24 protein-coding genes, 1 tRNA gene and 1 riboswitch are annotated in these 22,943 nt (G+C 65.6%); of the genes, 15 read left to right on the plus strand and 10 right to left on the minus strand.

The window, feature by feature from the left end; all coding sequences use genetic code 11:
• Nucleotides 1–21: 21 nt before the first annotated feature.
• Genes WC729_RS24005 through WC729_RS24015 form a run of 3 tightly spaced genes read right to left on the minus strand, consistent with a single transcriptional unit; the run spans nt 22 to nt 3,713 of the window.
• A complete protein-coding gene (locus tag WC729_RS24005) occupies nt 22–1,731 on the minus strand; it encodes a long-chain fatty acid--CoA ligase (RefSeq protein ID WP_372856980.1) in 1,710 nt (569 codons plus the stop codon).
• 39 nt (nt 1,732–1,770) lie between these two features.
• Nucleotides 1,771–1,968, minus strand: a complete 198-nt coding sequence (locus WC729_RS24010) for a hypothetical protein (protein ID WP_372856981.1) — start codon at nt 1,966–1,968, stop codon at nt 1,771–1,773.
• Between the two features lie 56 nt (nt 1,969–2,024).
• Entirely contained in the window at nt 2,025–3,713 is a 1,689-nt protein-coding gene (locus tag WC729_RS24015; RefSeq protein WP_372856982.1) for a diguanylate cyclase, read from the minus strand.
• A gap of 164 nt (nt 3,714–3,877) precedes the next feature.
• Here WC729_RS24015 and WC729_RS24020 point away from each other — a divergent pair, with 164 nt between their 5' ends.
• Together WC729_RS24020 and WC729_RS24025 are read left to right on the plus strand one after the other, a co-directional pair.
• Nucleotides 3,878–4,402: a rhodanese-like domain-containing protein gene (locus tag WC729_RS24020; protein WP_372856983.1), complete on the plus strand. Its 525-nt coding sequence runs from the start codon at nt 3,878–3,880 to the stop codon at nt 4,400–4,402.
• An 89-nt stretch (nt 4,403–4,491) separates the two neighbouring features.
• Nucleotides 4,492–4,938 carry a UrcA family protein gene (locus tag WC729_RS24025; RefSeq protein WP_372856984.1) on the plus strand — a complete coding sequence of 149 codons (447 nt, stop codon included), beginning with the start codon at nt 4,492–4,494 and terminating at the stop codon, nt 4,936–4,938.
• Nucleotides 4,939–4,992: 54 nt separating this feature from the next.
• On the opposite strand, the gene clpA is transcribed toward WC729_RS24025, so the two are convergent.
• Nucleotides 4,993–7,308, minus strand: coding sequence for an ATP-dependent Clp protease ATP-binding subunit ClpA (gene clpA, locus WC729_RS24030; protein ID WP_372856985.1), 2,316 nt, complete (start codon nt 7,306–7,308; stop codon nt 4,993–4,995).
• A gap of 124 nt (nt 7,309–7,432) precedes the next feature.
• Nucleotides 7,433–7,630 (minus strand): DUF1192 domain-containing protein, encoded by a 198-nt coding sequence (locus tag WC729_RS24035; RefSeq protein ID WP_372856986.1) that lies wholly within the window; start codon nt 7,628–7,630, stop codon nt 7,433–7,435.
• A 75-nt stretch (nt 7,631–7,705) separates the two neighbouring features.
• On the opposite strand from WC729_RS24035, the gene WC729_RS24040 reads away from it, so the two are divergent.
• The 9 genes from WC729_RS24040 (at nt 7,706) to WC729_RS24080 (ending at nt 15,538) form a co-directional block, all read left to right on the plus strand.
• The gene (locus tag WC729_RS24040; protein ID WP_372856987.1) at nt 7,706–8,707 is read left to right on the plus strand and encodes an NAD(P)H-quinone oxidoreductase; all 1,002 of its coding nucleotides are present in this window, start codon (nt 7,706–7,708) and stop codon (nt 8,705–8,707) included.
• A 46-nt stretch (nt 8,708–8,753) separates the two neighbouring features.
• Entirely contained in the window at nt 8,754–9,338 is a 585-nt protein-coding gene (locus WC729_RS24045; RefSeq protein ID WP_372856988.1) for a hypothetical protein, read from the plus strand.
• Nucleotides 9,339–9,448: 110 nt separating this feature from the next.
• Nucleotides 9,449–10,066, plus strand: a complete 618-nt coding sequence (locus WC729_RS24050; protein ID WP_372856989.1) for a glutathione S-transferase family protein — start codon at nt 9,449–9,451, stop codon at nt 10,064–10,066.
• Nucleotides 10,067–10,152: 86 nt separating this feature from the next.
• Entirely contained in the window at nt 10,153–11,028 is an 876-nt protein-coding gene (locus tag WC729_RS24055) for a UDP-2,3-diacylglucosamine diphosphatase (protein ID WP_372856990.1), read from the plus strand.
• A gap of 5 nt (nt 11,029–11,033) precedes the next feature.
• Entirely contained in the window at nt 11,034–12,059 is a 1,026-nt protein-coding gene (locus WC729_RS24060; protein WP_372856991.1) for a glycosyltransferase family 4 protein, read from the plus strand.
• 106 nt (nt 12,060–12,165) lie between these two features.
• On the plus strand, nt 12,166–12,846 hold the full coding sequence (locus WC729_RS24065) for a cell cycle transcriptional regulator TrcR (RefSeq protein WP_372856992.1): 681 nt from the start codon (nt 12,166–12,168) through the stop codon (nt 12,844–12,846).
• Between the two features lie 91 nt (nt 12,847–12,937).
• Nucleotides 12,938–14,038, plus strand: a complete 1,101-nt coding sequence (locus WC729_RS24070) for an MBL fold metallo-hydrolase (protein ID WP_372856993.1) — start codon at nt 12,938–12,940, stop codon at nt 14,036–14,038.
• Between the two features lie 258 nt (nt 14,039–14,296).
• Nucleotides 14,297–14,773, plus strand: coding sequence for a dienelactone hydrolase family protein (locus WC729_RS24075; RefSeq protein ID WP_372856994.1), 477 nt, complete (start codon nt 14,297–14,299; stop codon nt 14,771–14,773).
• Between the two features lie 129 nt (nt 14,774–14,902).
• Complete coding sequence (locus tag WC729_RS24080) at nt 14,903–15,538, plus strand: glutathione S-transferase family protein (RefSeq protein WP_372856995.1); 636 nt, start codon at nt 14,903–14,905, stop codon at nt 15,536–15,538.
• A gap of 159 nt (nt 15,539–15,697) precedes the next feature.
• On the opposite strand, the gene WC729_RS24085 is transcribed toward WC729_RS24080, so the two are convergent.
• The 3 genes from WC729_RS24085 to WC729_RS24095 form a co-directional block, all read right to left on the minus strand.
• Entirely contained in the window at nt 15,698–15,889 is a 192-nt protein-coding gene (locus tag WC729_RS24085) for a DUF1289 domain-containing protein (protein ID WP_372856996.1), read from the minus strand.
• A gap of 7 nt (nt 15,890–15,896) precedes the next feature.
• A complete protein-coding gene (locus WC729_RS24090) occupies nt 15,897–17,408 on the minus strand; it encodes a DEAD/DEAH box helicase (protein WP_372856997.1) in 1,512 nt (503 codons plus the stop codon).
• A gap of 122 nt (nt 17,409–17,530) precedes the next feature.
• A complete protein-coding gene (locus tag WC729_RS24095; protein ID WP_372856998.1) occupies nt 17,531–17,992 on the minus strand; it encodes a hypothetical protein in 462 nt (153 codons plus the stop codon).
• A 76-nt stretch (nt 17,993–18,068) separates the two neighbouring features.
• Here WC729_RS24095 and WC729_RS24100 point away from each other — a divergent pair, with 76 nt between their 5' ends.
• Together WC729_RS24100 and WC729_RS24105 are read left to right on the plus strand one after the other, a co-directional pair.
• Nucleotides 18,069–19,517, plus strand: a complete 1,449-nt coding sequence (locus WC729_RS24100; protein WP_372856999.1) for an FAD-binding oxidoreductase — start codon at nt 18,069–18,071, stop codon at nt 19,515–19,517.
• 58 nt (nt 19,518–19,575) lie between these two features.
• Nucleotides 19,576–20,349, plus strand: a complete 774-nt coding sequence (locus WC729_RS24105; protein WP_372857000.1) for a SapC family protein — start codon at nt 19,576–19,578, stop codon at nt 20,347–20,349.
• A 409-nt stretch (nt 20,350–20,758) separates the two neighbouring features.
• Here WC729_RS24105 and WC729_RS24110 read toward each other — a convergent pair whose 3' ends face one another.
• A complete protein-coding gene (locus tag WC729_RS24110) occupies nt 20,759–21,616 on the minus strand; it encodes an N-formylglutamate amidohydrolase (protein WP_372857001.1) in 858 nt (285 codons plus the stop codon).
• A gap of 137 nt (nt 21,617–21,753) precedes the next feature.
• On the opposite strand from WC729_RS24110, the gene cpdR reads away from it, so the two are divergent.
• The gene (gene cpdR, locus WC729_RS24115; protein ID WP_372857002.1) at nt 21,754–22,131 is read left to right on the plus strand and encodes a cell cycle two-component system response regulator CpdR; all 378 of its coding nucleotides are present in this window, start codon (nt 21,754–21,756) and stop codon (nt 22,129–22,131) included.
• Between the two features lie 69 nt (nt 22,132–22,200).
• Nucleotides 22,201–22,275 (plus strand) — tRNA-Val (locus WC729_RS24120).
• Nucleotides 22,276–22,326: 51 nt separating this feature from the next.
• Here WC729_RS24120 and WC729_RS24125 read toward each other — a convergent pair.
• Nucleotides 22,327–22,584: a hypothetical protein gene (locus tag WC729_RS24125; protein WP_372857003.1), complete on the minus strand. Its 258-nt coding sequence runs from the start codon at nt 22,582–22,584 to the stop codon at nt 22,327–22,329.
• A 107-nt stretch (nt 22,585–22,691) separates the two neighbouring features.
• Nucleotides 22,692–22,893, plus strand: a riboswitch (cobalamin riboswitch).
• The last annotated feature ends 50 nt before the right edge of the window (nt 22,894–22,943 follow it).

The following is a 22,943-nucleotide window of genomic DNA, read 5'->3' on the forward strand; positions in this document are numbered from 1 at the left end:
GCGGCACGCGGGCGAGGGGGGTCAAGGACGGGGAGGGGAGGAATTCGCCTCGGCCATCACCTCGGCGACCAGGTCCTTGCGGCTGAGCTTGCCGATCATCGTCTTGGGCATGGTCAGCCGGATCACGACCTGGTCGACCCGCTCGTGCCGGCCGATCTGGGGATTGAGCCAGTCGCGCAGTTCCTCGCCGGTCGCGGTCGCGCCGTCGTTGAGGGTGACATAGGCGCGGGGCTGCTCGCCGCGATACGGATCGGGCAGGCCGATCACCATCGCTTCCTTCACGTCGGGATGATGGTGCAGCACTGCCTCGATCTGGCTCGGGAAGACCTTGAAGCCGGAGACGGCGATCATGTCCTTCAGCCGGTCGACGATCTTGATGAAGCCATCCGAATCGATCGTGCCGACATCGCCGGTGCGCAGCCATATGCGCCCGTCGGCATCGGTGACGAACACGTCGCCATCGGCGTCGGGCCGGTTCCAATAGCCCTTCATGATCTGCGGACCTGCAGCGACGATCTCGCCCGGCTCGCCTTCCGGGGGGGGCTGGCTCGGATCGCCCTTGTCGACCAGCCGGACCCAGGTGCCCGGGATCGGCTGGCCGATCGTGCCGGACTTGCCTTCGCCCTCATAAGGGTTGGCCGAGATCACGCCCGAGCTTTCGGACAGGCCATAACCCTCGACCACCGCGGAGCCGGTCGCTGCCTCGAACTTCGCCTTCAGCTCGGCCGGCAGCGGGGCACCGCCCGAGATGCAGACGCGGAGCGACGAGAAGTCGGTCGCGGCGAGCTTGGGATGGTCGAGCAGCGCCTGGTACATGGTCGGCACGCCGGGCAGCGCGGTCGCCTTGGTGCGGTCGATCGCGGCGAGCACCTGACCGGCCTCGAAACGTGGCAGCATCACGATGCACCCGCCGTTGAGCACGGTGCGGTTGAGCACGCAGGTATTGGCGAAGACATGGAACAACGGCAGCACGCCGAGGATGCGATCGTGCAGGTTCGGATGCGGATCGAGCCCCATCACCTGGCGCGCATTGGCGCTCAGATTCTGGTGAGTCAGCATCGCTCCCTTGGGCGTGCCGGTAGTGCCGCCGGTATATTGAATCAGCGCGACGTCATTGACCGGATCGATCGCGGCGGCGGGGTGAACGCCCTCATTCGCGATCAGCTCCGAAAAGGCCATGATCCGTGGGTCATGTGGCCGCTTGGTCACTTCGCTGCGCTTGAACAGCCGGTAGAGCACTGACTTCGTTGCCGGCAGCGCCCCCGCGACCGACCCCACCACCAGTCGCTCAAGGCTCGACCCGTCGAGCACCTCGAGCGCAGTCGGCAGCAACGCGCTGGCCGACAGCGTGAACAGCAGCTTCGTCCCCGAATCGGCGACCTGATGCTCGAGTTCGGCCGGCGTGTAGAGCGGCGAGAAATTCACCACCGTCGCACCCAGCTTGAGGATGCCGTAATAGGCCGCGCAATAGTGCGGCACATTGGGCAGGAACAGGCCGATCCGATCGCCCGGGCCATAGCCCAGCGCCTTCAGCCCCGCTGCTACCCGGTTCGCACCGTCGAGCGTCTCGGCATAGCTGTACTGTCGGCCGAGGAAATCGATCAGCGGCGCCTTGCCGTTCCGTGTCGCTGCGTCGTCGAAGAAGTCGACCATCGATTGCGGCGGATAAACGCTGTCCCAACGCGTGGGGTGGCGATAGGAATCGCGCCAGGCGCTTTCGGGGTCAGTCATTGACAAGGATGTAAGCAGCGGTCCGGCACGGTGCAAGCGTCAGGCGAAGCGCTTTTCGGTCCAGGTGATGAGCACGGAAATGGCCACCAGCCCGAAATCGATCGCTGCCTGGAAGCTCCGCGGTGCGCTGTCCGCCCGATCGTGCGTGAGGATGCGGAGATCGGCGGAAGGGTGGCGCGCGGCCATGAGCAGCAACGCGGCTGCCGCGATGATCAATCCTGTTCGACGATTACGCATCGGATGACTCCCGTGACGCCTCACATAGGCTTGAGGCCGGATCGGAGCAAGCGATGTCAGGCGGCGATTCGGCCCTGATTCTGGGTGCAACGTGCTCGGTCGCGGCCGGCCGCCTTGGCCTCGAACAGCGCGCGGTCGGCACCGCGATAGAGCGCCTTCCAGTCGGTTTCCCTGGCGAGCGGTCCGCTGCAGGTGCCGATGCTTGCCGTCACCGACAAATCATAGGGCATCCGCGCGGCGCGCAGGCGCGCCAGGATATCCTCGGCCTCGACCGCGAGCCCGACGGGGGTGATGATCGCGAACTCCTCGCCGCCGATCCGCGCGACCAGCGCCTCGGGCGGTACCGACTGGCGCAGGGTGCGGGCGAACACGCGCAGCACTTCGTCGCCGCCGTCATGGCCGATCGTCTCGTTGACTCGCTTGAAATGGTCGATGTCGGCCACCAGCAATGTCTGGTCGCCCTCACGCCCGATCGCGTTGCGCAGGAAGGCGCGGCGGTTGAACAGGCCGGTCAGTGGATCGGTATCGGCCAGCAGCCGTGCCGCGATCTCCTGCTCGCGCGCTTCGTCGCGCTCCAGGCTGAGCAGTCGGATGCGATAGGCGATGGCGAGGCTGGAGAAGAGCGCCTCCACCGTCATCGTCAGGATCGTCGAATTGTCGAGCCAGAAGCTCCAGCTGATCGCATTCAGGGAGCTGGCGATGCGGAAAGCGGCCAGCACGATCGGCGCTGCCCAGGCGATTGCGAACATCCACAGATAATTGCTTCGCGTCCGCCAGCCACGCCACAGGATAGGGACGACGATCCCGATCTGCGCGATGAACACGAAGGAGAAGAATTTGTCGAACAGCGTGATCTGCCACGGCGCCAGAGTCGCGAGCAGCGCGACGGTGGTCAGCATCAGCACGCAGATCAGGTTGCTCGCTTTTGTCAGCCACCCGGCGAACACCCGCGGCTCGAAGAAGCTGCGGGCGAACAGCATCGCCGCGACTGCGGCGAGGCCGAGCGAGGCATAGTTGATGCGCAGCCGATCATTGTTGACGATGTCGGGCCAGGCCCAGGCCAGCGCACCCGACGATGATGTCGCATAGACCATCAGCGCGAGCAGCATGCCGCAATAAGCGAGCTGGAAGCGGTGGCGCAGCGCGCCCCACAACGCAAAATTATAGACGAGCAGGGCGACGCACAGCCCGGCGAAACCGGCATAGACCGATCCCATCACCAGGTTCGCATTGGCACTTTCCGCCGGCGTCGCGATCCGCGCGCCGACCAGGATGCCGCGCAGATTGGCGGCGCCCTCGACGTGCCAGAGCAGGCGGACGAGCGGCGCGCTGCGCTCCGGCAGACCGCGTTCGATGATCGCGCCGAGCTGGAGATGCCGGGTCGCGGCGCGACCGTCGGTCACCGCCGAGACGATCGTTCCATCGGCATAGAGCGCATGGAGCGTCACGCGTTCCTGCCACAGGCTGCCGATGCGGATATCGACCGCGCCGGTCGCGCGGACCGGGGCCGAGAGGGCCCAATAGTCGCCCGAACCGAGCTTGGTCTGGCGGACCTTGCAGTCGAAGCGGCTGGGCTGAGCGAACAGGGCGCGCGCTGCCATGCCGGGCACGGCGCTCGCCACGCATACCGCGACCGGCCGACCGGCAAGCCCGGTTTGCGCAGCCGCCGGCGCCACGCCGGCAAGCGCCGAGACGAGCAGCGCGCCGATCAGCGCCAACAGATTGAAAACCCACCCCCTAAGCATGAACAGGGTCTACACCGGAGATGCCGAACAGAAGGTAAAGGGCGGAAATATAGCTAAGGCTTTTGGCTAACGCCGCATGCCCAAATCGGGGTAGAAACCCGTTCAGCCCCGATCAAGCCGGGAAGGTGCACCCCGACCGGATCGGGTTTGCGGGAGCGATCGCCATGCGCATCTCATTTGTCCTCATCATCGGCCTGTCCTGGCTCGCCGCCGCGTCCCCTGCCGGCGCCCGGGAGCCGAAGCCGATCGCGCCCGGCGCCAATCCGCTGATCGATTATTCCGGCTATGTCGCCCTGACGAAAAAGGTCGGCCCCTATCGCGCAAAGCGGCTGCTGGGCATGGCGGAATTCCGCCAGCGCGCGGCCGCCGAAGGGGCGCTGCTGCTCGACGCGCGCTCGGCCGAGGCGTTCCGGCGTGGCCATATCGAGGGCGCGGTGAACCTGCCCTTTTCGGATTTCACCGCGGAGAGCTTGGCGCAGGTGGTCGGACCGGACCGAACGCGGCCGATCTACATCTATTGCAACAATAATTTTCGGAACAATGTCGCGCCGGTGATGACCAAGTCGATCCAGCTCGCACTCAACATCCAGACCTTCGTCAACCTGGTCGGCTATGGCTATCCCGAGGTGTGGGAACTGGGCGAGGCAGTCGACATGAACGATCCGGCAATCGGCTGGGTTCGCGGATAGGCTTGTCCGAAGGCGGGACAGGCGTTGCCCTTGTCTTTCCGTCCGCCCGCGCTTCTATTGTTAACCATCTTCGACGGTGGGAGACGGACATGATCCGGGGAGTGTTGCTGTTCGCCGCGACGGCGGGCCTGACGACGGCGGCCCATGCCGATGATCGCTACGAGACCCGCTCGATCGCAGTCGCGGCGGCCGATCTCGACCTGTCGACCAGCGCCGGCGTCGCTGAACTCTATCGCCGCGTCGAGCGCGCGGTGAACCGGATCTGCGATGGCGACCGGGATTGCCGCGACCAGGCCTGGGCGAGCACTGAGGAACAAGCTTCCGCCGCGATCGCGCGCGACCGTTGGATGCGACGGCTCGCGCGCGAACGCGAAGCGGAACTGCGCGCCTGTGGCCGTTATGGCTGCGCCCCGCAGCCGGCGCCGGTCTATTATCAGCCCGCGCCGCCACCGCCGGCGCCATCCACCGTCACCATGCAGGGCGGCACGACGGTGACCGTCGTGGTCCAGACCAGCCCCGGCTATTACGCGCCCTGACACGAAAAGGCCGCGGCATTGCTGCCACGGCCGCTTCGTCTCATGGATTGACGCTTATTTGGCGTCGACGCTTTCCGCCTTGCCCTTCTTCTTGGGCTTCTTGGGCGGCGCTGGGACGATCTCGAACGTCAGGGCGCCGTCCTTCATCTTCACGCTCACCTCGCCGCCATGGACGAGCTTGCCGAACAGCAGCTCCTCGGCCAGCGGCTGCTTGATCTTTTCCTGGATCAGTCGGCCCATCGGCCGCGCGCCGTAGAGCTTGTCATAACCCTTGGTCGTCAGCCACGCCTTGGACTCATCGTCCAGGCTGATGTGCACATGGCGGTCGGCCAGCTGAAGCTCGAGCTGGAGGATGAACTTCTCCACCACCCGCGCCACGACTTCCGGCGGCAGATAGCCGAACGGCACGATCGCATCGAGCCGGTTGCGGAATTCCGGCGTGAACATCTTCTGCACGGCCTGCTCATCCTCGCCCTCGCGGGAGAGGGTGCCGAAACCGAGCGTCTCGCGCGCCATGTCCGACGCGCCGGCATTGGTCGTCATGATCAGGATGACGTTCCTGAAATCGACGGTCTTGCCGTGGTGGTCGGTCAGCTTGCCGTTGTCCATCACCTGCAACAGGATGTTGAACAGGTCCGGATGCGCCTTTTCGATCTCGTCGAGCAGCAGCACCGAATGCGGCTGCTGGTCGACCGCGTCAGTCAGCAGCCCGCCCTGGTCGTAGCCGACATAGCCGGGAGGCGCGCCGATCAGCCGGCTGACCGAATGGCGCTCCATATATTCGGACATGTCGAACCGCTGGAGCGGGATGCCCATGATCGCGGCAAGCTGCTTGGCGACCTCGGTCTTGCCCACGCCGGTCGGGCCGGTGAACAGATAGTTGCCGATCGGCTTGTCCGGATCGCGCAGGCCGGCACGGCTGAGCTTGATCGCCGAGCTGAGCTTCTCGATCGCGGCATTCTGGCCGAACACGACTCGCTTCAGATCGGTATCGAGGCTTTCCAGCGCCTTGGTGTCGTCGGTCGAGACCGATTTCGGCGGGATGCGCGCCATCGTCGCGATCACGGCTTCGATCTCGCGCGTGGTGATCGTCTTCTTGCGCTTGTTGAGCGGCACCAGCATCTGCATCGCACCGACCTCGTCGATCACGTCGATCGCCTTGTCCGGCAGCTTGCGGTCGTTGATGTAGCGCGCGCTGAGCTCCACCGCCGACTTGATCGCGTCGGGGGTGTATTTCACCTTGTGATGGTCCTCGAACGCACTGCGCAGACCGGTCAGAATCTTGACCGTGTCCTCGATCGTCGGCTCGTTGACATCGATCTTCTGGAAGCGCCGCAGCAGTGCGCGGTCCTTCTCGAAGTGATTGCGGAACTCCTTGTAGGTGGTCGATCCAATGCAGCGGATCGTGCCGCCCGACAAAGCCGGCTTGAGCAGATTGGATGCGTCCATCGCGCCGCCGCTGGTCGCGCCGGCACCGATCACGGTGTGGATTTCGTCGATGAACAGGATCGCGTCGGGCAGCTTCTCGAGCTCGTTGACGACGGCCTTCAGCCGCTCCTCGAAATCGCCGCGATAGCGCGTGCCGGCGAGCAGCGCCCCCATGTCGAGCGAATAGATGACCGCGGGCAGCAGCACCTCGGGCACGTCGCCCTCGATGATTTTCCGCGCCAGACCTTCGGCGATAGCGGTCTTGCCCACGCCGGGATCGCCTACATAGAGCGGGTTGTTCTTCGACCGACGGCACAGAATCTGGATGGTGCGGTCCACCTCCGGCCCACGGCCGATCAGCGGATCGACCTTGCCGTTCCGGGCCTTCTCGTTGAGGTCGACGGTGAACTGCTTGAGCGCGCTTTCGCTCTTGCCCTTGCCGTCCGGCTTTTGCGTCTTCTCTTCCTCGGCGCCCTTCACTTCACGGGGTTCCGGGGCAGCGCCACCCTTGCCGACGCCATGCGAGATGAAGCTGACGGCATCGAGACGGCTCATATCCTGCTGCTGGAGGAAATAGACGGCATAGCTCTCGCGCTCGCTGAACAGGGCGACGAGCACATTCGCGCCGGTCACTTCGTCGCGGCCGGAAGACTGGACGTGCAGGATCGCGCGCTGGACGACGCGCTGGAAGCCCGACGTGGGCGAGGGATCGGTCGCGGCGTCGACCTTCAGCGCCTCGAGTTCGGTATCGAGATAATGGGCGACGGTCGCCTTGAGCTCTTCGAGATCGACCCCGCACGAGGTCATCACCTTGGAGGCATGCTCGTCGTCGATCAGCGCGAGCAGCAGATGTTCGAGCGTCGCATATTCGTGGCGGCGCGAGGACGCGGCTTCAAGCGCCTTGTGGAGGGTGGTTTCCAGCGCGGATGCGAAAGAAGGCATTAGTTTACTCCATGCGGACCGCAACGTGACGGACGGCCCTTTCCTCTTATGTCGGAAGGCAGGGCGCCCGCATCAAGCACTTGACGAACGCCCCGGCCTGATCGCCGTGCCGGAGCTTCGCTGCTCATCGCTTGAATAGATCGTTGGCGCTTGCCCTGTGGTTAACGGCGCGCGTCAACCGGGTCTTCGTTCGGACGATTTCAGCCTCGAGCGCCGCGATGCGTGCCTGGCATTCCTCGACCGACAGGGGATCGAGGTCTTGCCGTGCAAGCTCGGTGAGCGGATCGCCCGCTTTTCGCGCGAGAATCTCGTCCGGGTCCATGGCATGGAACGTTGACCCGGCACGCCGCGATGTCAATAAGGCCGGGCTATTCCGCGACGGGGGGCGGGCGGATTTATGGTGAACGTTCCGACGGTGATGCAGGCGATCGATCCCGAGGCTCCGGGTGGGCCCGAGGTGATGCGCCTGGTCGAGCGCCCCGTGCCGATGCCCGGTGCGGACGAGGTGCTGATCCGCGTTGCCGCCGCGGGGGTCAATCGGCCCGAGGTGATGCAGCGCAAGGGCCTGTACCCGCCGCCCCCCGGTGCGCCCTCGATCCTGGGCATGGAAGTCTCCGGCACGATCGTCGCAGTGGGGGAGGGCGTCCAGCCCGAGCTGATCGGCCAGCCGGTGTGCGCGCTGATCACCGGCGGCGCCTATGCCCAATATGCCGTCGCGCCCTACGGCCAGTGCCTGCACGTGCCCGAAGCGCTGTCGATGGTCGAGGCGGCGGCGATGCCGGAAACGCTCTTCACCGTCTGGACCAATTTGTTCGAGCGCGGTTACGCCAGCGAAGGCGACGTGGTGCTGGTGCACGGCGGCACCAGCGGCATCGGCACCATGGCGATCGGCCTCGCCAATCTGTTTGGGCTGACCATCATCGTCACCGCCGGATCGGACGGGAAATGTGCCGCGGCAAAGGCGCTGGGGGCCGATCACGCGATCAACTACAAGACCCAGGATTTTGTCGCGGAGGTGAAGGCGATCACCGGCGGCAAGGGCGTCGCGGTGGTGCTCGACATGGTCGGCGGCGATTATGTGCCCCGCAATCTGCAATGCCTCGCGGATGACGGCCGCCATGTCTCGATCGCGGTGCAGGGCGGGCTGATGGCGACGATCCCGATCTTCGAGATCATGCGCCGGCGCCTGACCCTGACCGGATCGACGCTCCGCCCGCGCGACACCGCGTTCAAGAGCCTGGTCGCGGACGAACTGGCCCGCACCGTCTGGCCGCATGTCGAGGCGGGGCAGCTGAAACCGGTGATCGACCGGACCTATCCGCTTGCCGAGGCGCCAGCCGCGCACGAACGGATGGAATCGGGCGACCATGTCGGGAAGATCGTGCTGACGATGGAATAGACGCGCGGGGGCGCGTCATGGGCGGATTTCAAAAGGGGGGAACCGAGTGGCCGAGAAGAAGCATCCCGTGATCAAGCGGGACGAGACGATCCGCAGCGTGCTGATCGGCGTGGTCGTGATAGCGGCGGTCTTTGCGATCCTGCTGTCGGACAAGCCGCTGGGCCTGACCAACCGGCCCTGGGTCGATCCCATCGCCGAAATCCCCGCCCGGGCGGACCTGCCCGAGGTGAAGCGCTTCATCCAGAACTGGGCCTATTTCGTGCCCAAGGCCAACCACACGCCGCTGTTCGCCGTGCTCGATCGCCGCCCGCGCAAGGCGGAGGGCGAGCCCAAGCCGATGCTCGGCTATTCGATCCGCGAGGTCACCGCGGCCGGCCTGCCGATGCTGTCCTACAAGGAGCTCGGCTATGTCCTGTACCTGGAGCGCGAGGGCAATTTCCAGATGGTGCCGCTCGACGAGTCCGGGTTGAACCTGCTCGCGAGCAAGGCCGGCACGCATCTCGAGACGGGCTATTTCTTCCCCTTCTGGAATCATTTCTGGGGGCTGCTCTTCCTCGTCGCGCTCGGCGGGATCGGGCTGTTCGAGCTCGGCGCGCTGCGCCGTCGCCGCGAGGCGCTTGACCTGATCTAGGCACTGCTCTCCCGGGCGATCCACAAGGCCGGCTTGTCGATCGCCCGCAGCATTTGATTTGACGCTCCGCGCGGCCGCGTCATGAGGATGGCCGCAAAAGGGGATGCCACATGTCCAGCCTGATCCTCCATGAATATGCCGCGTCGGGAAACTGCTACAAGATTCGGCTCACCGCCGCGCATCTCGGCATCCCGCTCGAGCGCCGCGAATATGACATCATGAAGGGTGAGACCCGGTCCGACGCGTTTCTCGGCGGCGTCAACGCCAATGGCCGCATCCCGGTGCTTCAGGTCGGCGACGATTATCTGCCCGAAAGCGGTGCCGCCTGCCTCTATCTCGCCGACGGCTCGCATCTGATCCCGCACGACCGTTACGACCGTGCCGACATGTTCCGCTGGATGTTCTGGGAGCAATATAATCACGAGCCCAGCGTCGCGACCCTCCGTTTCTGGCGCCACTTCATCGGCGAGGCAGGCCTGAACGACCTGCAGCGCGCGCAGATTCCGGCCAAGCAGGCGGCGGGCGAGGCAGCGCTGGAATTGATGGACGACCATCTGGCGCAGACGCCCTTCTTCATCGGCGACCGGCTGACCCTCGCCGACATCGCGCTCTACCCCTATACCCATGTCGCGGAGGAGGGCGGTTTCGACCTCGCTCGCTACCCCGCGGTCCAGATCTGGCTGGCCCGGGTCGCGGCCGATCCGCATCATATTGCGATGAAAGCGTAACCTGCCTTTCACATCACTGGAATCAAGCTGTAACATAAAGCGGCCATAGCGCAGGTCCATCAGGGGCTTTGCGGGATATTGCCAAGATGGACGCCATCACCAGAATCGCGATGGACAATAGCATCGCCGATTTCGCCGACTTCGCACATTCCAAACCGTCGATTCCGGAACGCGAGGTCACCGAGCGCCGCAAATACCGCACGATCTGGATTTCGGATATCCATCTCGGTACGCGCGGCTGCAACGCCGATATGCTGATCGACTTCCTCGACCATGTCGACAGCGAGCGGATGTATTTGGTCGGCGACATCATCGACGGCTGGCGGCTCAAGAAGAAATTCTACTGGCCCGCGTCGCACAACGACGTGGTCTGGCGCATCCTGAAGCGCGCCAAGCGCGGCACCGAAGTGATCTATATCCCGGGCAATCACGACGAGGTGGTGCGCCAGTTCACCGGGCTGGATTTCGGCGGCGTCTCGATCCGCCGCAACGCGATCCATCAGACCGCCGATGGCCGCCGCCTTCTGGTGCTGCACGGCGACGAGTTCGACGCGATCACGCTGGCACATAAATGGCTCGCACACGTCGGCGACGTGGCGTATGAATTCATGATGGCGCTCAACAGGTTGGTGAACGCGTACCGCCGCTTCTTCAAGCTGCCCTATTGGTCGCTGTCGAAGCATGCCAAGGCGAAGGTGAAGAACGCTGTGGAGTTCATCTCCAATTATGAGGAAGTGATCGCGCAGGCAGCCGGTGCGCGCGGCGTCGATGGCGTGGTGTGCGGGCACATCCACACCGCCGAATTCCGCAACATCGGCGGCATCGAATATTATAATGACGGTGACTGGGTGGAGGGCTGCAATGCGCTCGTCGAGCATTTCGACGGGCGGATGGAACTGCTCCACTGGCCCGACGAGATCGCCGAGCGGGAAGCGGCGAAGATCGAGATGCTGGCGGCCTGACGAGCGTGCGTATCGCGATCGCCACTGATGCGTGGACCCCCCAGGTGAACGGCGTGGTGCGGACGCTCCAGGCCGTGCGCGCCGAGCTCGAACGCCAGGGGCATGTGGTCATGGTCGTCTCGCCCGACCTGTTCTACTCGATGCCTTGCCCGACCTATCCGGAGATTCGCCTGGCCTTTGCCAGGACTCATGCGGTCGGCCGGATGCTCGCCGATTTCAACCCGCAGGCGATCCATCTCGCGACCGAGGGGCCGGTGTGCCTTGCCGCGCGGCGCTGGTGCCTGATGAACGCATTCCCCTTCACCACGGCCTATCACACCCAGTTCCCCGATTATGTCTCGGCACGGACCGGCGTGAACCCCGAATGGGTGTGGCGCTATATCCGCTGGTTCCACGCGCCGGCCCAGTCGATCCTGGCCTCCACGCCCTCGATCGCCTCGACGCTCAAGCAGCATGGCCTGGGCAAGGTCCGCCATTGGGGCCGGGGCGTCGATCTCTCGACCTTCTCGGCGACCATCGCGCCCGATCCGGCGCTCGCCGCGCTGCCCGGCCCGATCCAGCTCTATGTCGGCCGCGTCGCGGTGGAAAAGAATATCGAGGCGTTCCTCGCCAGCAGCCACCCCGGCACCAAGGTGATCGTCGGCGACGGCCCGGCGCGTGCGTCGCTCGAGGCGCGTTATCCCGAGGCGAAGTTCCTCGGCCCCCGTTTCGGCGCCGATCTCGCGGCTGCCTATGCGAGCGCGGACGTGTTCGTCTTCCCCAGCCGCACCGACACGTTCGGGCTGGTGATGATCGAGGCGCTGGCCTGCGGCGTGCCCGTCGCGGCCTATCCGGTCACCGGCCCGGTCGATGTCCTGAACGACGCAGTCGGCGCGATGGACGAGGATCTGACCGCCGCGATCGCGCGGGCGCTCACAAAGGATCGCAAGGCCTGCGCCGCCTATGGCCGGACCTTTACATGGGAAGCGAGTGCCCGCCAGTTCCTCAGTGCTTTGGTGCCGGTGGACGGCGACGAGGCCATCGCGGCCTGAGCCTTGCCTCCATGCGCAAGGAAGACTAAGTCACCAACATTGTGCGGCCGCTCCGAAAGGGGCGGCCCTTATTGTTTGCGCTGTTAGTGCTTTTGAGGAGTTTCCGGTGGCCCAGCCGCTCATGCCCCACGCGACCGCCTCCTGGCTGGTCGATAATACGTCGCTCAGTTTCGAGCAGATCGCCGAATTCTGCGGCCTGCACATCCTCGAGATCCAGGCCATCGCCGACGATACCGCCGCAACCAAGCTGACCGGCCGCGACCCCGTCCGTGCGCATGAGTTGACCCAGGACGAGATCGACAAGGGCCAGGCCGATCCCGATCATCGCCTCGTCATGCTGAAGGGCCCGGATCAGGTCCGCCGCACCAAGGGCCCGCGCTACACCCCGGTGTCGAAGCGCTCGGACAAGCCCGACGGCATCGCCTGGATCATCCGCAACCATCCGGAGATCTCGGACGGCGCGATCGGCAACCTGATCGGCACCACCCGCACCACCATCGCCGCGATCCGCGATCGCAGCCACTGGAACATCGCCAACATCACGCCGAAGGATCCGGTGACCCTGGGCCTGACGACTCAGCGCGAGCTTGACGCGGCGGTGGCCAAGGCCGCCAAGGCCGCCGGCATCGAAGCCCCGGTCGACACGCGTCTCGAGGGTGACCGCGAGGCACTGATCGTCGAGCTCCGCGCCCAGCGCGACCAACTGGCGCGCGACGCCGAGGCCGCGGAAGCGGGCGAAGCGCCGGCATCGGCCGAGCCGACCGCGGAAAGCCTGTTCCGCCGTTGATCCCCTTCTGAACCCCTCCCCTGAAGGGGAGGGGCTTTTAATTGGCATTTGTCGCGTGACTTGCCCGGCATTCCGTTGCTAGTCGCAACCTATGGCCACTGCTTCCCGCTCCGATGCCGCGTTCGTCGCGGACGAAAGCTTCGTCCCGACCAGCCATAAGGGCCTGACCTACCCCTTTGGCGGCCGCGAGCCAGCGGCGGGTGACGTCATGACGGTGGCACCCGGCATCCAATGGGTGCGGCTGACCGTTCCGGGGCCGCTCAGGCACGTCAATTGCTGGCTGGTCGACGATGGCCCCGGTGATGGCGGCGGCGTTGCGCTGGTCGATACGGGCATGAACCTGCCCGACGCGCGCGAGGCGTGGAAGACGGTGTTCCGCGGCCCGCTCGCCGGCACGCGCGTCACGCAGATGATCGGCACGCATTTCCACCCCGACCATGTCGGTCTCGCCGGCTGGATGTGTTCGCACCATGCGGCGCCGCTGGTGATGACGCGTGGTGAATGGCTCACCCTGCGCTCGGTCCTGCTCGACGCGCGCGACACTGTGCCCGACGAGATGATCGCCTTCTGGCGCGGCGCGGGCTGGAGCGACGAGCAGGTCGACCATGCCAGCGCGCGCGGCTGGTCGGGTTTCCGCCGGATCGTGACGCCGATGCCGCTCAGCTATCGCCGGATCAAGGACGGTGATACGATGACGATCGGCGGTGCCGAATGGCGCGTCGTGGTCGGCTCGGGTCATAGCCCCGAGCATGCCTGCCTGCTGAACGAAGCGGCCGGCGTGCTGATCGCGGGCGATCAGGTCCTGCCGCGCATCAGCCCCAATGTCTCGCTCGGCGTGACCGAGCCCGAGGGCGATCCGCTCGGCGAATGGTTCGCCTCGATTGCCAGGCTCCGCCTGCTCCCGCACGACCTGCTCGTCCTGCCCGGGCACGGCGATCCGTTCACCGGCCTCCACGCCCGGCTCGACGCGATGGACCGCGAACACCGCGAACGGCTGGATGAGCTCGCGGTTTTCCTGGCCGAGCCACGCCGAGCGGTCGATTGTTTCGGCCGGCTGTTCCGTCGCGCGATCGGGCCGGACATGCTCGGCATGGCGACGGGCGAGGCGTTGGCGCATCTGCGCCGGCTCGAGATCGAAGGCAGAGCGGTGAAAGACGTGCGCGACGGCGTGTGGTGGTACCGCGCGACCTGAAGGCCGGTTTCTTTCGCGCGGCTGCCGCAGAGGCGTTCAATAATGGCACAACGCTGCCGGAGCATGAAAAAACCGCTACAGGCTGCAGTCGCGGCAGGAAGATCGCCTTTCCCTGCAAGCATTTAGAAAAACAGATAGTTAGCCCCAACGAAAGCGTGCCGGCTCGGGAGGGTAAAATCCCTTCGTTTTGGTTGTATCGGCACCATCTTATCGTTACGCTTTTATGAACCCGCACAGGGGCGGCGTTAGGGAGGCACCATGTCAGATATCAGCGATCAACCCGTTATGGGTTTCGAGGGACTGGGCCGCACGCCCGTCGGCCGTCGCAGCGTCATGCGTCGCATGGCCGCGCTGTCCGCGGCACCCGCCGTGTTCGGTTTCGCCGGCTCCGCTTTCGCCATGGCCGATGATACCCGTCTCAACGCCCGCAAGGTCCGTTACGCGCTCCGCGGCGGCAAGGTGCTCGAGGGCTATTTCGCCTCGCCGCGCGGCGCGGCCAATCTCGGCGTGGTCGTGGTGATGCCCGATCAGATCGGTGCCGATGCCAAGGCGCAGGAAACCGCGCGCCGTTATGCGCACGCCGGCTATCTGGCGATCGCGCCCGATCTCGGCGCGACCTTCAAGGGCGGCAGCCGCGACGCGATGGTCGCCGCGATGATGCAGACCGTGCCCGAGCTGAAGCGCCTGGCGCACAGCAACAGCAAGGTGTCGAAGATCAGCGTGGTCGCCGCCTGAGGGCAGCGACGCGACGTTCGGCACGAATTATCCGACCGGCGTCAGGGGCGACCTTGACGCCGGTCGTTTGTCATGTTCCATTTATGTTCTGCGACCGCGAGTCGACAAGAACATATTTGGGAGGACGACATGGCTGCGGACCTGATTTTATACACGAACCCGATGTCGCGCGGCAGGATCGCGCGCTGGATGCTCGAAGAGACCGGCGCAGACTATGAGACGGTCGTGCTCGATTACGCCTCGACGATGAAGCAGGAACCCTATCTGTCGATCAACCCGATGGGGAAGGTACCGGCGATCGTCCATAACGGTCATGTCGTCACGGAATGCGCGGCGATCTGCGCCTATCTGGCGGATGCATTCCCTGATGCGGGCCTCGCGCCGCCGATCACGGATCGCGCCGATTATTACCGCTGGCTGTTCTACGCGGCGGGCCCGGTCGAACAGGCGGTCACCAACAAGTCGATGAACTTTGCGCCCACCGAACAGCAACAACGCTCGGCGGGCTACGGCAATTACGACCTCGCGGTCGACACGCTGGAGAAAGCGGTGTCGGCGCATCCCTATATCGCGGGCAACAGCTTCACCGCCGCGGACGTCTATGTTGGGTCGCAGGTCGTCTGGGGCGTCCAGTTCGGCACCTTGCCCAAACGCGACACGTTCGCCGCCTATGCGGAACGCATCACGACGCGCGACGCCTACAAGCGCGCCAACGACAAGGACAATGCGCTGATGCCGGCCCCGGAGCCTGAACGGGCGGAGTAAGCGGCGGCTGACGCTTCTTTTTTAAAGCCCCTCCCCTTCAGGGGTGGGGCAGGGGTGGGGCAGCGAGGAGCGGGGCTCGATGCCCTGCTCCTCGCTTCGCCTCAAGCACAGCGCTCCGGACTCCCCCACCCGAACCTCTCCCCCCTCAGGGGAGGGGCTTTAGGGTCGGCGCCCCGGCAGTTCAGCCATCACCTTATCCCGCCACGCCGGGCTCCCGCTGCTCCACGCCACGATCTCGTCGATCGTCCGCGCGCAACCGACGCACAGACCCGTGGCCGCGTCCATCTCGCAGATATTGACGCAGGGGCTCTCGACTCGCTGAACTGGCACCGTCTCGACGATCCCGTCCATGCCGTGCTCAGTCAGTCAGCTTCGCCATCAGGAAGTCGGGCATCGGCCCGTTCCAGCCCTCGTCCGGGCCGTCATCCTGCGGTCTGCGCGCCGGGCGCTCATCGCGCGCGGGCCGCTCCTGACGCGGCGGACGGCTGTCGCGTGCCGGGCGTTCCTCACGGGCGGGCCGTTCCTCACGGGCGGGCCGTTCTTCGCGGGCGGGTCGCTCGTCGCGGGGCGCGCGCGCCTCGCGCGGCGCACGGGCCGGCCTGGCAGGGCGCTCGACCTCGACCGGCGTTTCCGCTTCGACCGGTGCCGCCTTCGCGCCTCTGGTCCTGGCGGGCTTGGCTTCGGCCTTGGGCGCCTTGGCATCGGGCTTGGCCCGGCCGCGTCCGCGCGACGTCGCGGCGGATGCCGGCTCGTCCTCGGCGCCTTCGTAGCGATCGATCTTCAGGCCGGTCAGCTTCTCGATATTGGCGATGTTCTCGGCGTCGTCCGCCGTCACCAGCGTGAAGGCGACGCCCGTCGCGCCCGCGCGGCCAGTGCGGCCGATACGGTGGACATAATCGTCGGGGTGCCAGGGCGCATCGAAATTGAAGACGTGGCTGACGCCCTTGATGTCGAGCCCGCGCGCCGCGACGTCGGAGGCGACCAGGATGTTGACGTCGCCCGCCTTGAACCGGTCGAGCTCGGCGATGCGCTGCGATTGCTCCATGTCGCCATGGATCTCGCTCGACCGGAAGCCCTGGCGCTGCAGCGCCTTGTTCAGGTCGCGCACGGTCGTCTTGCGGTTCGAGAAGATGATCGCGGTCTTCACGTCCTCGAGGCGCAGCAGCTCGGTGAGCTTGTCGCGCTTCTTCGAGGCGGAGACAGGCACCAGCCACTGCTTGATGTTGATGTTCGCGGTCGCGGGGCGCGCGACTTCGATCGTCTTCGGGTTCGACAGGAACTTGTCGGCCAGCTTCTTGATCGGCGGCGGCATCGTTGCGGAGAAGAGCAGGGTCTGGCGCTGCTTGGGCAGCTTGGTGCAGATTTCCTCGATATCGGGGATGAACCCCATGTCGAGCATCCGGTCGGCCTCGTCGATCACCAGCAGGTTGCAGCCGGTCAGCAGGATCTTGCCGCGCCCGAACAGGTCCATCAGCCGGCCCGGGGTCGCGATCAGCACGTCGACGCCCTTTTCGAGGGCCTTTTGCTGGTCGCCCATCGAGACGCCGCCGATCAGCAGCGCCATCGAGAGCTTGTGGTACTTGCCGTATTTCTCGAAATTCTCGGCGACCTGCGCAGCGAGCTCGCGCGTCGGCTCGAGGATCAGCGATCGCGGCATGCGCGCGCGGCTGCGGCCTTCGCCCAGGATGTCGATCATCGGGAGCACGAAGGCGGCGGTCTTGCCGGTGCCGGTCTGGGCGATGGCGACGATGTCGCGCATCATCAGGACGCTCGGGATCGCGCTCGCCTGAATGGGAGTCGGCTCTGTATAGCCGGACTCGTTCACGGCTTTGAGAAGTTCGTCGGATAGGCCGAGGTCGGCGAAGGTCATGCGGTGTCCGGAAAAAGGCCCGGTCATCTTGGCCCGGCCAGCCCGGGAGCGCTTGCCGATAAGGGCGCGATTGTCAAGAAAAAGGGGTATTTGCGCGCCGCGGGGCCGCCCTTGGAGACGATTTACCGCTTCGCCTTGGGGATCAGCCGCTTGAATTCCTCGATCGGGCAGGATCCGCCCGAGCGCGATCGGATCGCGTCGCGGTCGGCGCAGACCATGCCGTCCGGGGTCGGCTTCAGATAATAGCTCGAATAATAATCGAGCGGCGGACAATCGTCGTCGAGCCGCGCGCGTACCCGCGATCCGTCGTCGATCATCAGGTCGATGCTGTCGGGCGCCGAGATCGCGGCGCCGACCAGATCGCCCATCACGACGCATTTCGGCCCCTTCTTCTCGGACCAGGTCACTTGCTGCTGCGGCTGAACCGGCTGCTGCGGGGGAAGCGACATGCGGGGGATGCGGATGATGATTCGCTGGTGCACCGTCAGCTGCGCGACCTCGACCTTGTCCAGGCGCGATTCGTCGACTGACGCGCCCGGGGCGACGGCAAGCAGGATCAACGCAAGAATCACCGGTTGCGACATGGTCTGCGGCGTTAACCGAAATGCTTGAACAGTGCATGAATTGGCGCGTCCGTTCCTGCGTGATAGGGCCCTGGCCATGACTCCCGCCCAACGCCAGTTGACCGACTCGGTCCGCGAAAAGCTCGGCCCCAAGGCCGTGATCACTGACGCTGCCGCGATCGCGCCGTGGCTCGAGGACTGGCGCGGCCGCTATCACGGTGCCGCGCCGGCGATCCTCGCACCCGACAGCCGCGACGGTGTGGCCATGATCCTGTCGCTGGCGCAGGAGGCGCGAGTCCCGCTGGTGCCGCAGGGCGGCAATACCGGCATGGTCGGCGGCGCGACGCCCCCGGTCGACGGCTCGGCGCTGATCCTGTCGCTCCGCCGGATGAACCGCATCCGTTCGGTCGATCCCGTGAACGGCCTGGCGATCGCGGAGGCCGGAGTGATCCTCGCCGATCTTCATACGGCGGCGCTGGAACAGGGCAGGCGCTTCCCGCTGACCCTCGGCGCGCGCGGCAGCGCGACGATCGGCGGGCTTGCCTCGACCAATGCCGGCGGCACTCAGGTGTTGCGCTTCGGCACGATGCGCAGCCTGGTCGCCGGGGTCGAGGCAGTCCTGCCCGATGGCAGTGTCCATGACGGGCTCGCCGCGCTCAAGAAGGACAATCGCGGCTATGATCTCAACCAGCTGCTGATCGGGGCCGAGGGCACGCTCGGCGTCATCACCGCCGCCACCTTGCGCCTGGTCCCTGCCATCGCCGCGCGCGCGGTGGCATGGGTCGGCCTGTCCGGTCCGGAGGTCGCGCTTGCGCTGCTGCGCCGGCTCGAAGCGGGCACCGACCGGATCGAAAGCTTTGAAATCGTGCCCGGCCATACCCTGTCGCTGGTGCTGCAGCATGTTCCAGGCACGCGCGCACCCCTGGCAGGAGAGCATCCCTGGCACGTGCTGATCGAGGCCGTCATTACCGATCCGGCGGACGAACCTCCCGCCGACCTCCTCGAGCGGCTGCTCGCCCCCGCGCTGGCGGATGGGCAAGTGGCCGACGCAGTGATCGCGGCAAGCGAGGCGCAGGCCGAAGCCTTCTGGCACATCCGCGATTCGATCTCGGAGGCGGAGCGCAACAACGGTCCGGCGGTGCAGCACGACATCTCGGTGCCCGTATCGGGCATGCCGCGTTTCATGATCGAAGGGGGTGCCGCGTGCGAGGCGCGCTTCCCCGGAACCGAGGCGATGGCGTTCGGGCATCTCGGCGACGGCAACGTCCATTTCCATATCCGCGCCCCGCGCGGCGTCGACGCCGCACGCTGGTATGCCGAGGATGCGCCGGTCATCACACGCTTCGTCAACGACCTGGTCGTTGCGGCAGGCGGATCGATCTCGGCCGAGCACGGCATCGGCCAGATGAAGCTCAAGGAACTGGAGCGCCTTTCCTCGCCGGCCCGCATGGCGGCGCTGCGCGCGATCAAGGCGGCGTTCGATCCCGGGGCACTTATGAACCCCGGCAAGCTCGTGGCGCTTGCGCCGGAACCCTTGGCACCATAGAGCCGGGCGCCGTCCGGCACGCACAAGCCGTTACATTTAGTCCCGATGGAGAGTTTTCATGGCCAGCGCGCCGCAATCGCAACTTCCGCTATTCTACAATGCGCTCGAACCGCTTTCGAGCGAGACGCATGTCAATTTCAAGATGAAGCCGATCACCCAGGCGAAGTTCCTGGTGGGCCAGCACGCCATCCCGATCACGGTTGACGAATTCCCGCTCGCGCAGCGCCATTTCCCGATCGTCTTCACTGAAGGTGACGATGCGGTGCCGCTCGCGCTGATGGGCCTGAACGAAGGCGTCAACGTGTTCGTCGACGCTGAAGGCACGCTGACCGAGAACCAGATGTACCTGCCCGCCTATATCCGGCGCTACCCGTTCATGCTCGCGCGTCTCCGCCCGGGCGCAGAGGAGCTGTCGCTCTGCTTCGATCCGACGTCCGAGGGCATCGGTGCCGATCTCGAAGGCCAGCCGCTGTTCGACGATGGTCAGCCTTCCGAGGTGACCAGGAACATCATGCAGTTCAACGAATCGTTCGAGCAGGCCGGTGCCCGCACCGCCCAGTTCATGCGCGACCTGACGGAGCTGGGTCTGCTGATGGACGGCGAGACGACCATCCAGGCGGACGGTGTCGAGCAGCCCTTCATCTATCGCGGTTTCCGCATCGTGAACGAAGAGAAGCTGGCTGAGCTTCGCGGCGATCAGCTGCGCAAGATCCACAAGAACGGCATGCTCCCGCTGCTCTATGCGCATCTCTTCTCGCTCAGCCTGATGCGCGACATCTTCAGCCGTCAGATGCAGCTCGGCCTCATGCCCGCGCAGCTCCCTGCCGTCTGATCGACTGCGGCATTCATCCGTTCCGGTCGCTTCCTTCGGAGGCGGCCGGTTCGGCTTTCGTTTCTTGATCACGAGTCGCTGATCGATCGCGCTCGCGCGGCAGAGTCGGGATATGCGAGTCGCTCATTCAGTGAGCGGATCCTCCCGGCTGCGGCACTGCGGAATCATTTCCTGTCGCACGAAGCCGCGCTCACGCAACTAAAGCCCCGGAATCGGGCCCTGCCGCTAAGCACAGTCAAAGCGGCTCTTTTCGCCCTTGAAGCGCGAAAACCCCCCTCCTATATCGGTGTTGCGCGGCTTCGTGTCCCCCCTTTCGCGGGGCCGTGCGGCACACCTCCGGGTGTGTCTCCTCCCTGAACCTTGGCCACCGCGTGCTGCATTGCACGCGGTGGTTTTTTTTGGATTTCGCCTATTCCGCGGCGATCGCGCCGGGCAGGGCGAGCGCTTCGTCCGCCACCGCATCGATCATCCGCCGCAGCAGCGTCGCAGTATCGGCCAGCCCGTCGCCCGGCCCGTCGAGCGCCGGATCGAGATAGAGCGAGCGGTCGAACTCGATCTGGACGGCATGAATGCCCGCTGCCGCTCGTGCCTGCGCGTCGAGGATATGACCGCCGGCATAAGGCGCGTTCAGCGCGACCGTGATCCCCGCCGACCGAATCTCGCTCTCCAGCCGATGGACGAACCGCGCCGCCGCCGATCGCCCGAAACGATCCCCCAGCACGATCCGCGCCTTCCCCTGCGCCGGCGTCAGCGGCGGCATCGAATGAAGGTCGAGCAGCACTGCGGTGCCGAATCGCGTCCGGGCCCGCTTCAGCGCATCGGCCAGGGCGGCGTGATAGGGCCGGTGGTCCATCTCGATCCGCGCCATCACCTCGTCGCCGTCGAGCCGCCGCTGCCAGATGTCGCCCGCGCCCGAAACCCGGCGCGGCACCAGGCCCAGCCCGCCGCGCATCCGGGCCGATTGCATCGGCATCGCCTGGCGGTTGGCGCCGTCGTCGATACCGGGGTCGCGCTCCTGCTCGCTGCGGTTGAGATCGATCCAGGCCCGTGCGACGCGCTGGACCAGCATCGTCTCATTGCCTCGCGCCAGCATCGCCACGGCGTCGACATGCCGGTCTTCCAGCGGAGTCAGTGCCGCCACCGGCACGCGCAATGCCGCGCGCAACGCCAGTGGATAATCGCGCCCGGCATGGGGCACGGACAGGATGACGGGACTGGCCGGCTCGTCCGGGCCGTATCGATCGAAGGAAAGGGCGCTGGCGGCCATCTCCGCCAACCTAGGATGCGTGGCTCTGCGCCGCAATCGCGCTTTGCATCGAACGGCCATCGTAAAGCAGGCGGGAATGCTGGAAAATCTTAAGAGCTTCGCGCATAAACAAGGGCCACAGACTGAGCGGGACTGCGATGATCAGGATATTGTTGGCCGAGGACGACCGGGTGATGCGTGAATATCTCACGCGCGCGCTCGAACGTTCGGGATATGCCGTCAGTGCGGTCGATCGCGGTACCGAGGCGATTCCGTTGCTCGAATCGGAACCCTTCGACCTGCTGCTCACCGATATCGTCATGCCGGAAATGGACGGCATCGAACTGGCGCAGCGCGCCGGCGAGATGTGCCCGGACCTGCGCGTGATGTTCATCACCGGCTTCGCCGCGGTGACGCTGAAGGCAGGCAAGACGGTGCCCCAGGCCCGCGTCCTGTCCAAGCCTTTCCACCTGCGTGATCTCGTGCTGGAGGTCGATCGCATGTTCGAAATGGAGAATGCGACCCGGGGTCTCTGATCCCGGCAAGATTTCGCGCGTTGCGGCTTGCGCGGGCGGATAACCCTCGCTAGAGCGCGCAACTCTCGTGGGCGTGTAGCTCAGTGGTAGAGCACTGTGTTGACATCGCAGGGGTCGCAAGTTCAATCCTTGCCACGCCCACCATTTAAAAAGCCCGTGCGGTCTTCGGACCCCACGGGCTTTTTTATCGCCGCGCTAATCCGCCCTGCGCTGCATGCCCGCATCCGAGGCGCGCAGCATGCGCGAGCGGAATTTCACCCGCTGCCAGAAGGTCGCGTCCTGCAGGCGCCGTTCCTTGATCGCGTCGCCGGTCAGCAGGTCGAGCAACGCGTCGCTTGCTTCTTGATCCTCGGCCGCGAACTCGCCGGAGATTTCATCGAACCGGTCGCGCTGCTCCTCCATCGTGTAGGTGCGGGGCGCAAAGTCGGTCTTTTTGGCTGGGGAACCGCTCATGTCAGTACCGCCTTGATCGAGATCAACGTCTCGAATCGGCATGAGGTTCCGGCCGCATGGCATCGCAAAGCCGGTCGCGCCGCTTGCCACTCCGCCCCTACGCCGATAAGGGCGCGTCCGTGACGGGTTCCCGGCAACGGGAACAATAGGGAAGTCGGTGCGCGGAACCTTCCGCAACTCCGATGCTGCTCCCGCAACTGTAACCGGTTAGCCGGTGCTCCATCACGCCACTGGGTAAAAGCCCGGGAAGGCGGAGCATCAGGCGAAGACCCGGAAGCCAGGAGACCTGCCCGCCACGGTCGATCCATCGCGCGGGCGGGATGCACCGGGCGGACGAGGGCATTGCCTCGAGTGAGCGA

This window comes from Sphingomonas sp., assembly GCF_041661825.1.
Taxonomy (GTDB): domain Bacteria; phylum Pseudomonadota; class Alphaproteobacteria; order Sphingomonadales; family Sphingomonadaceae; genus Sphingomonas.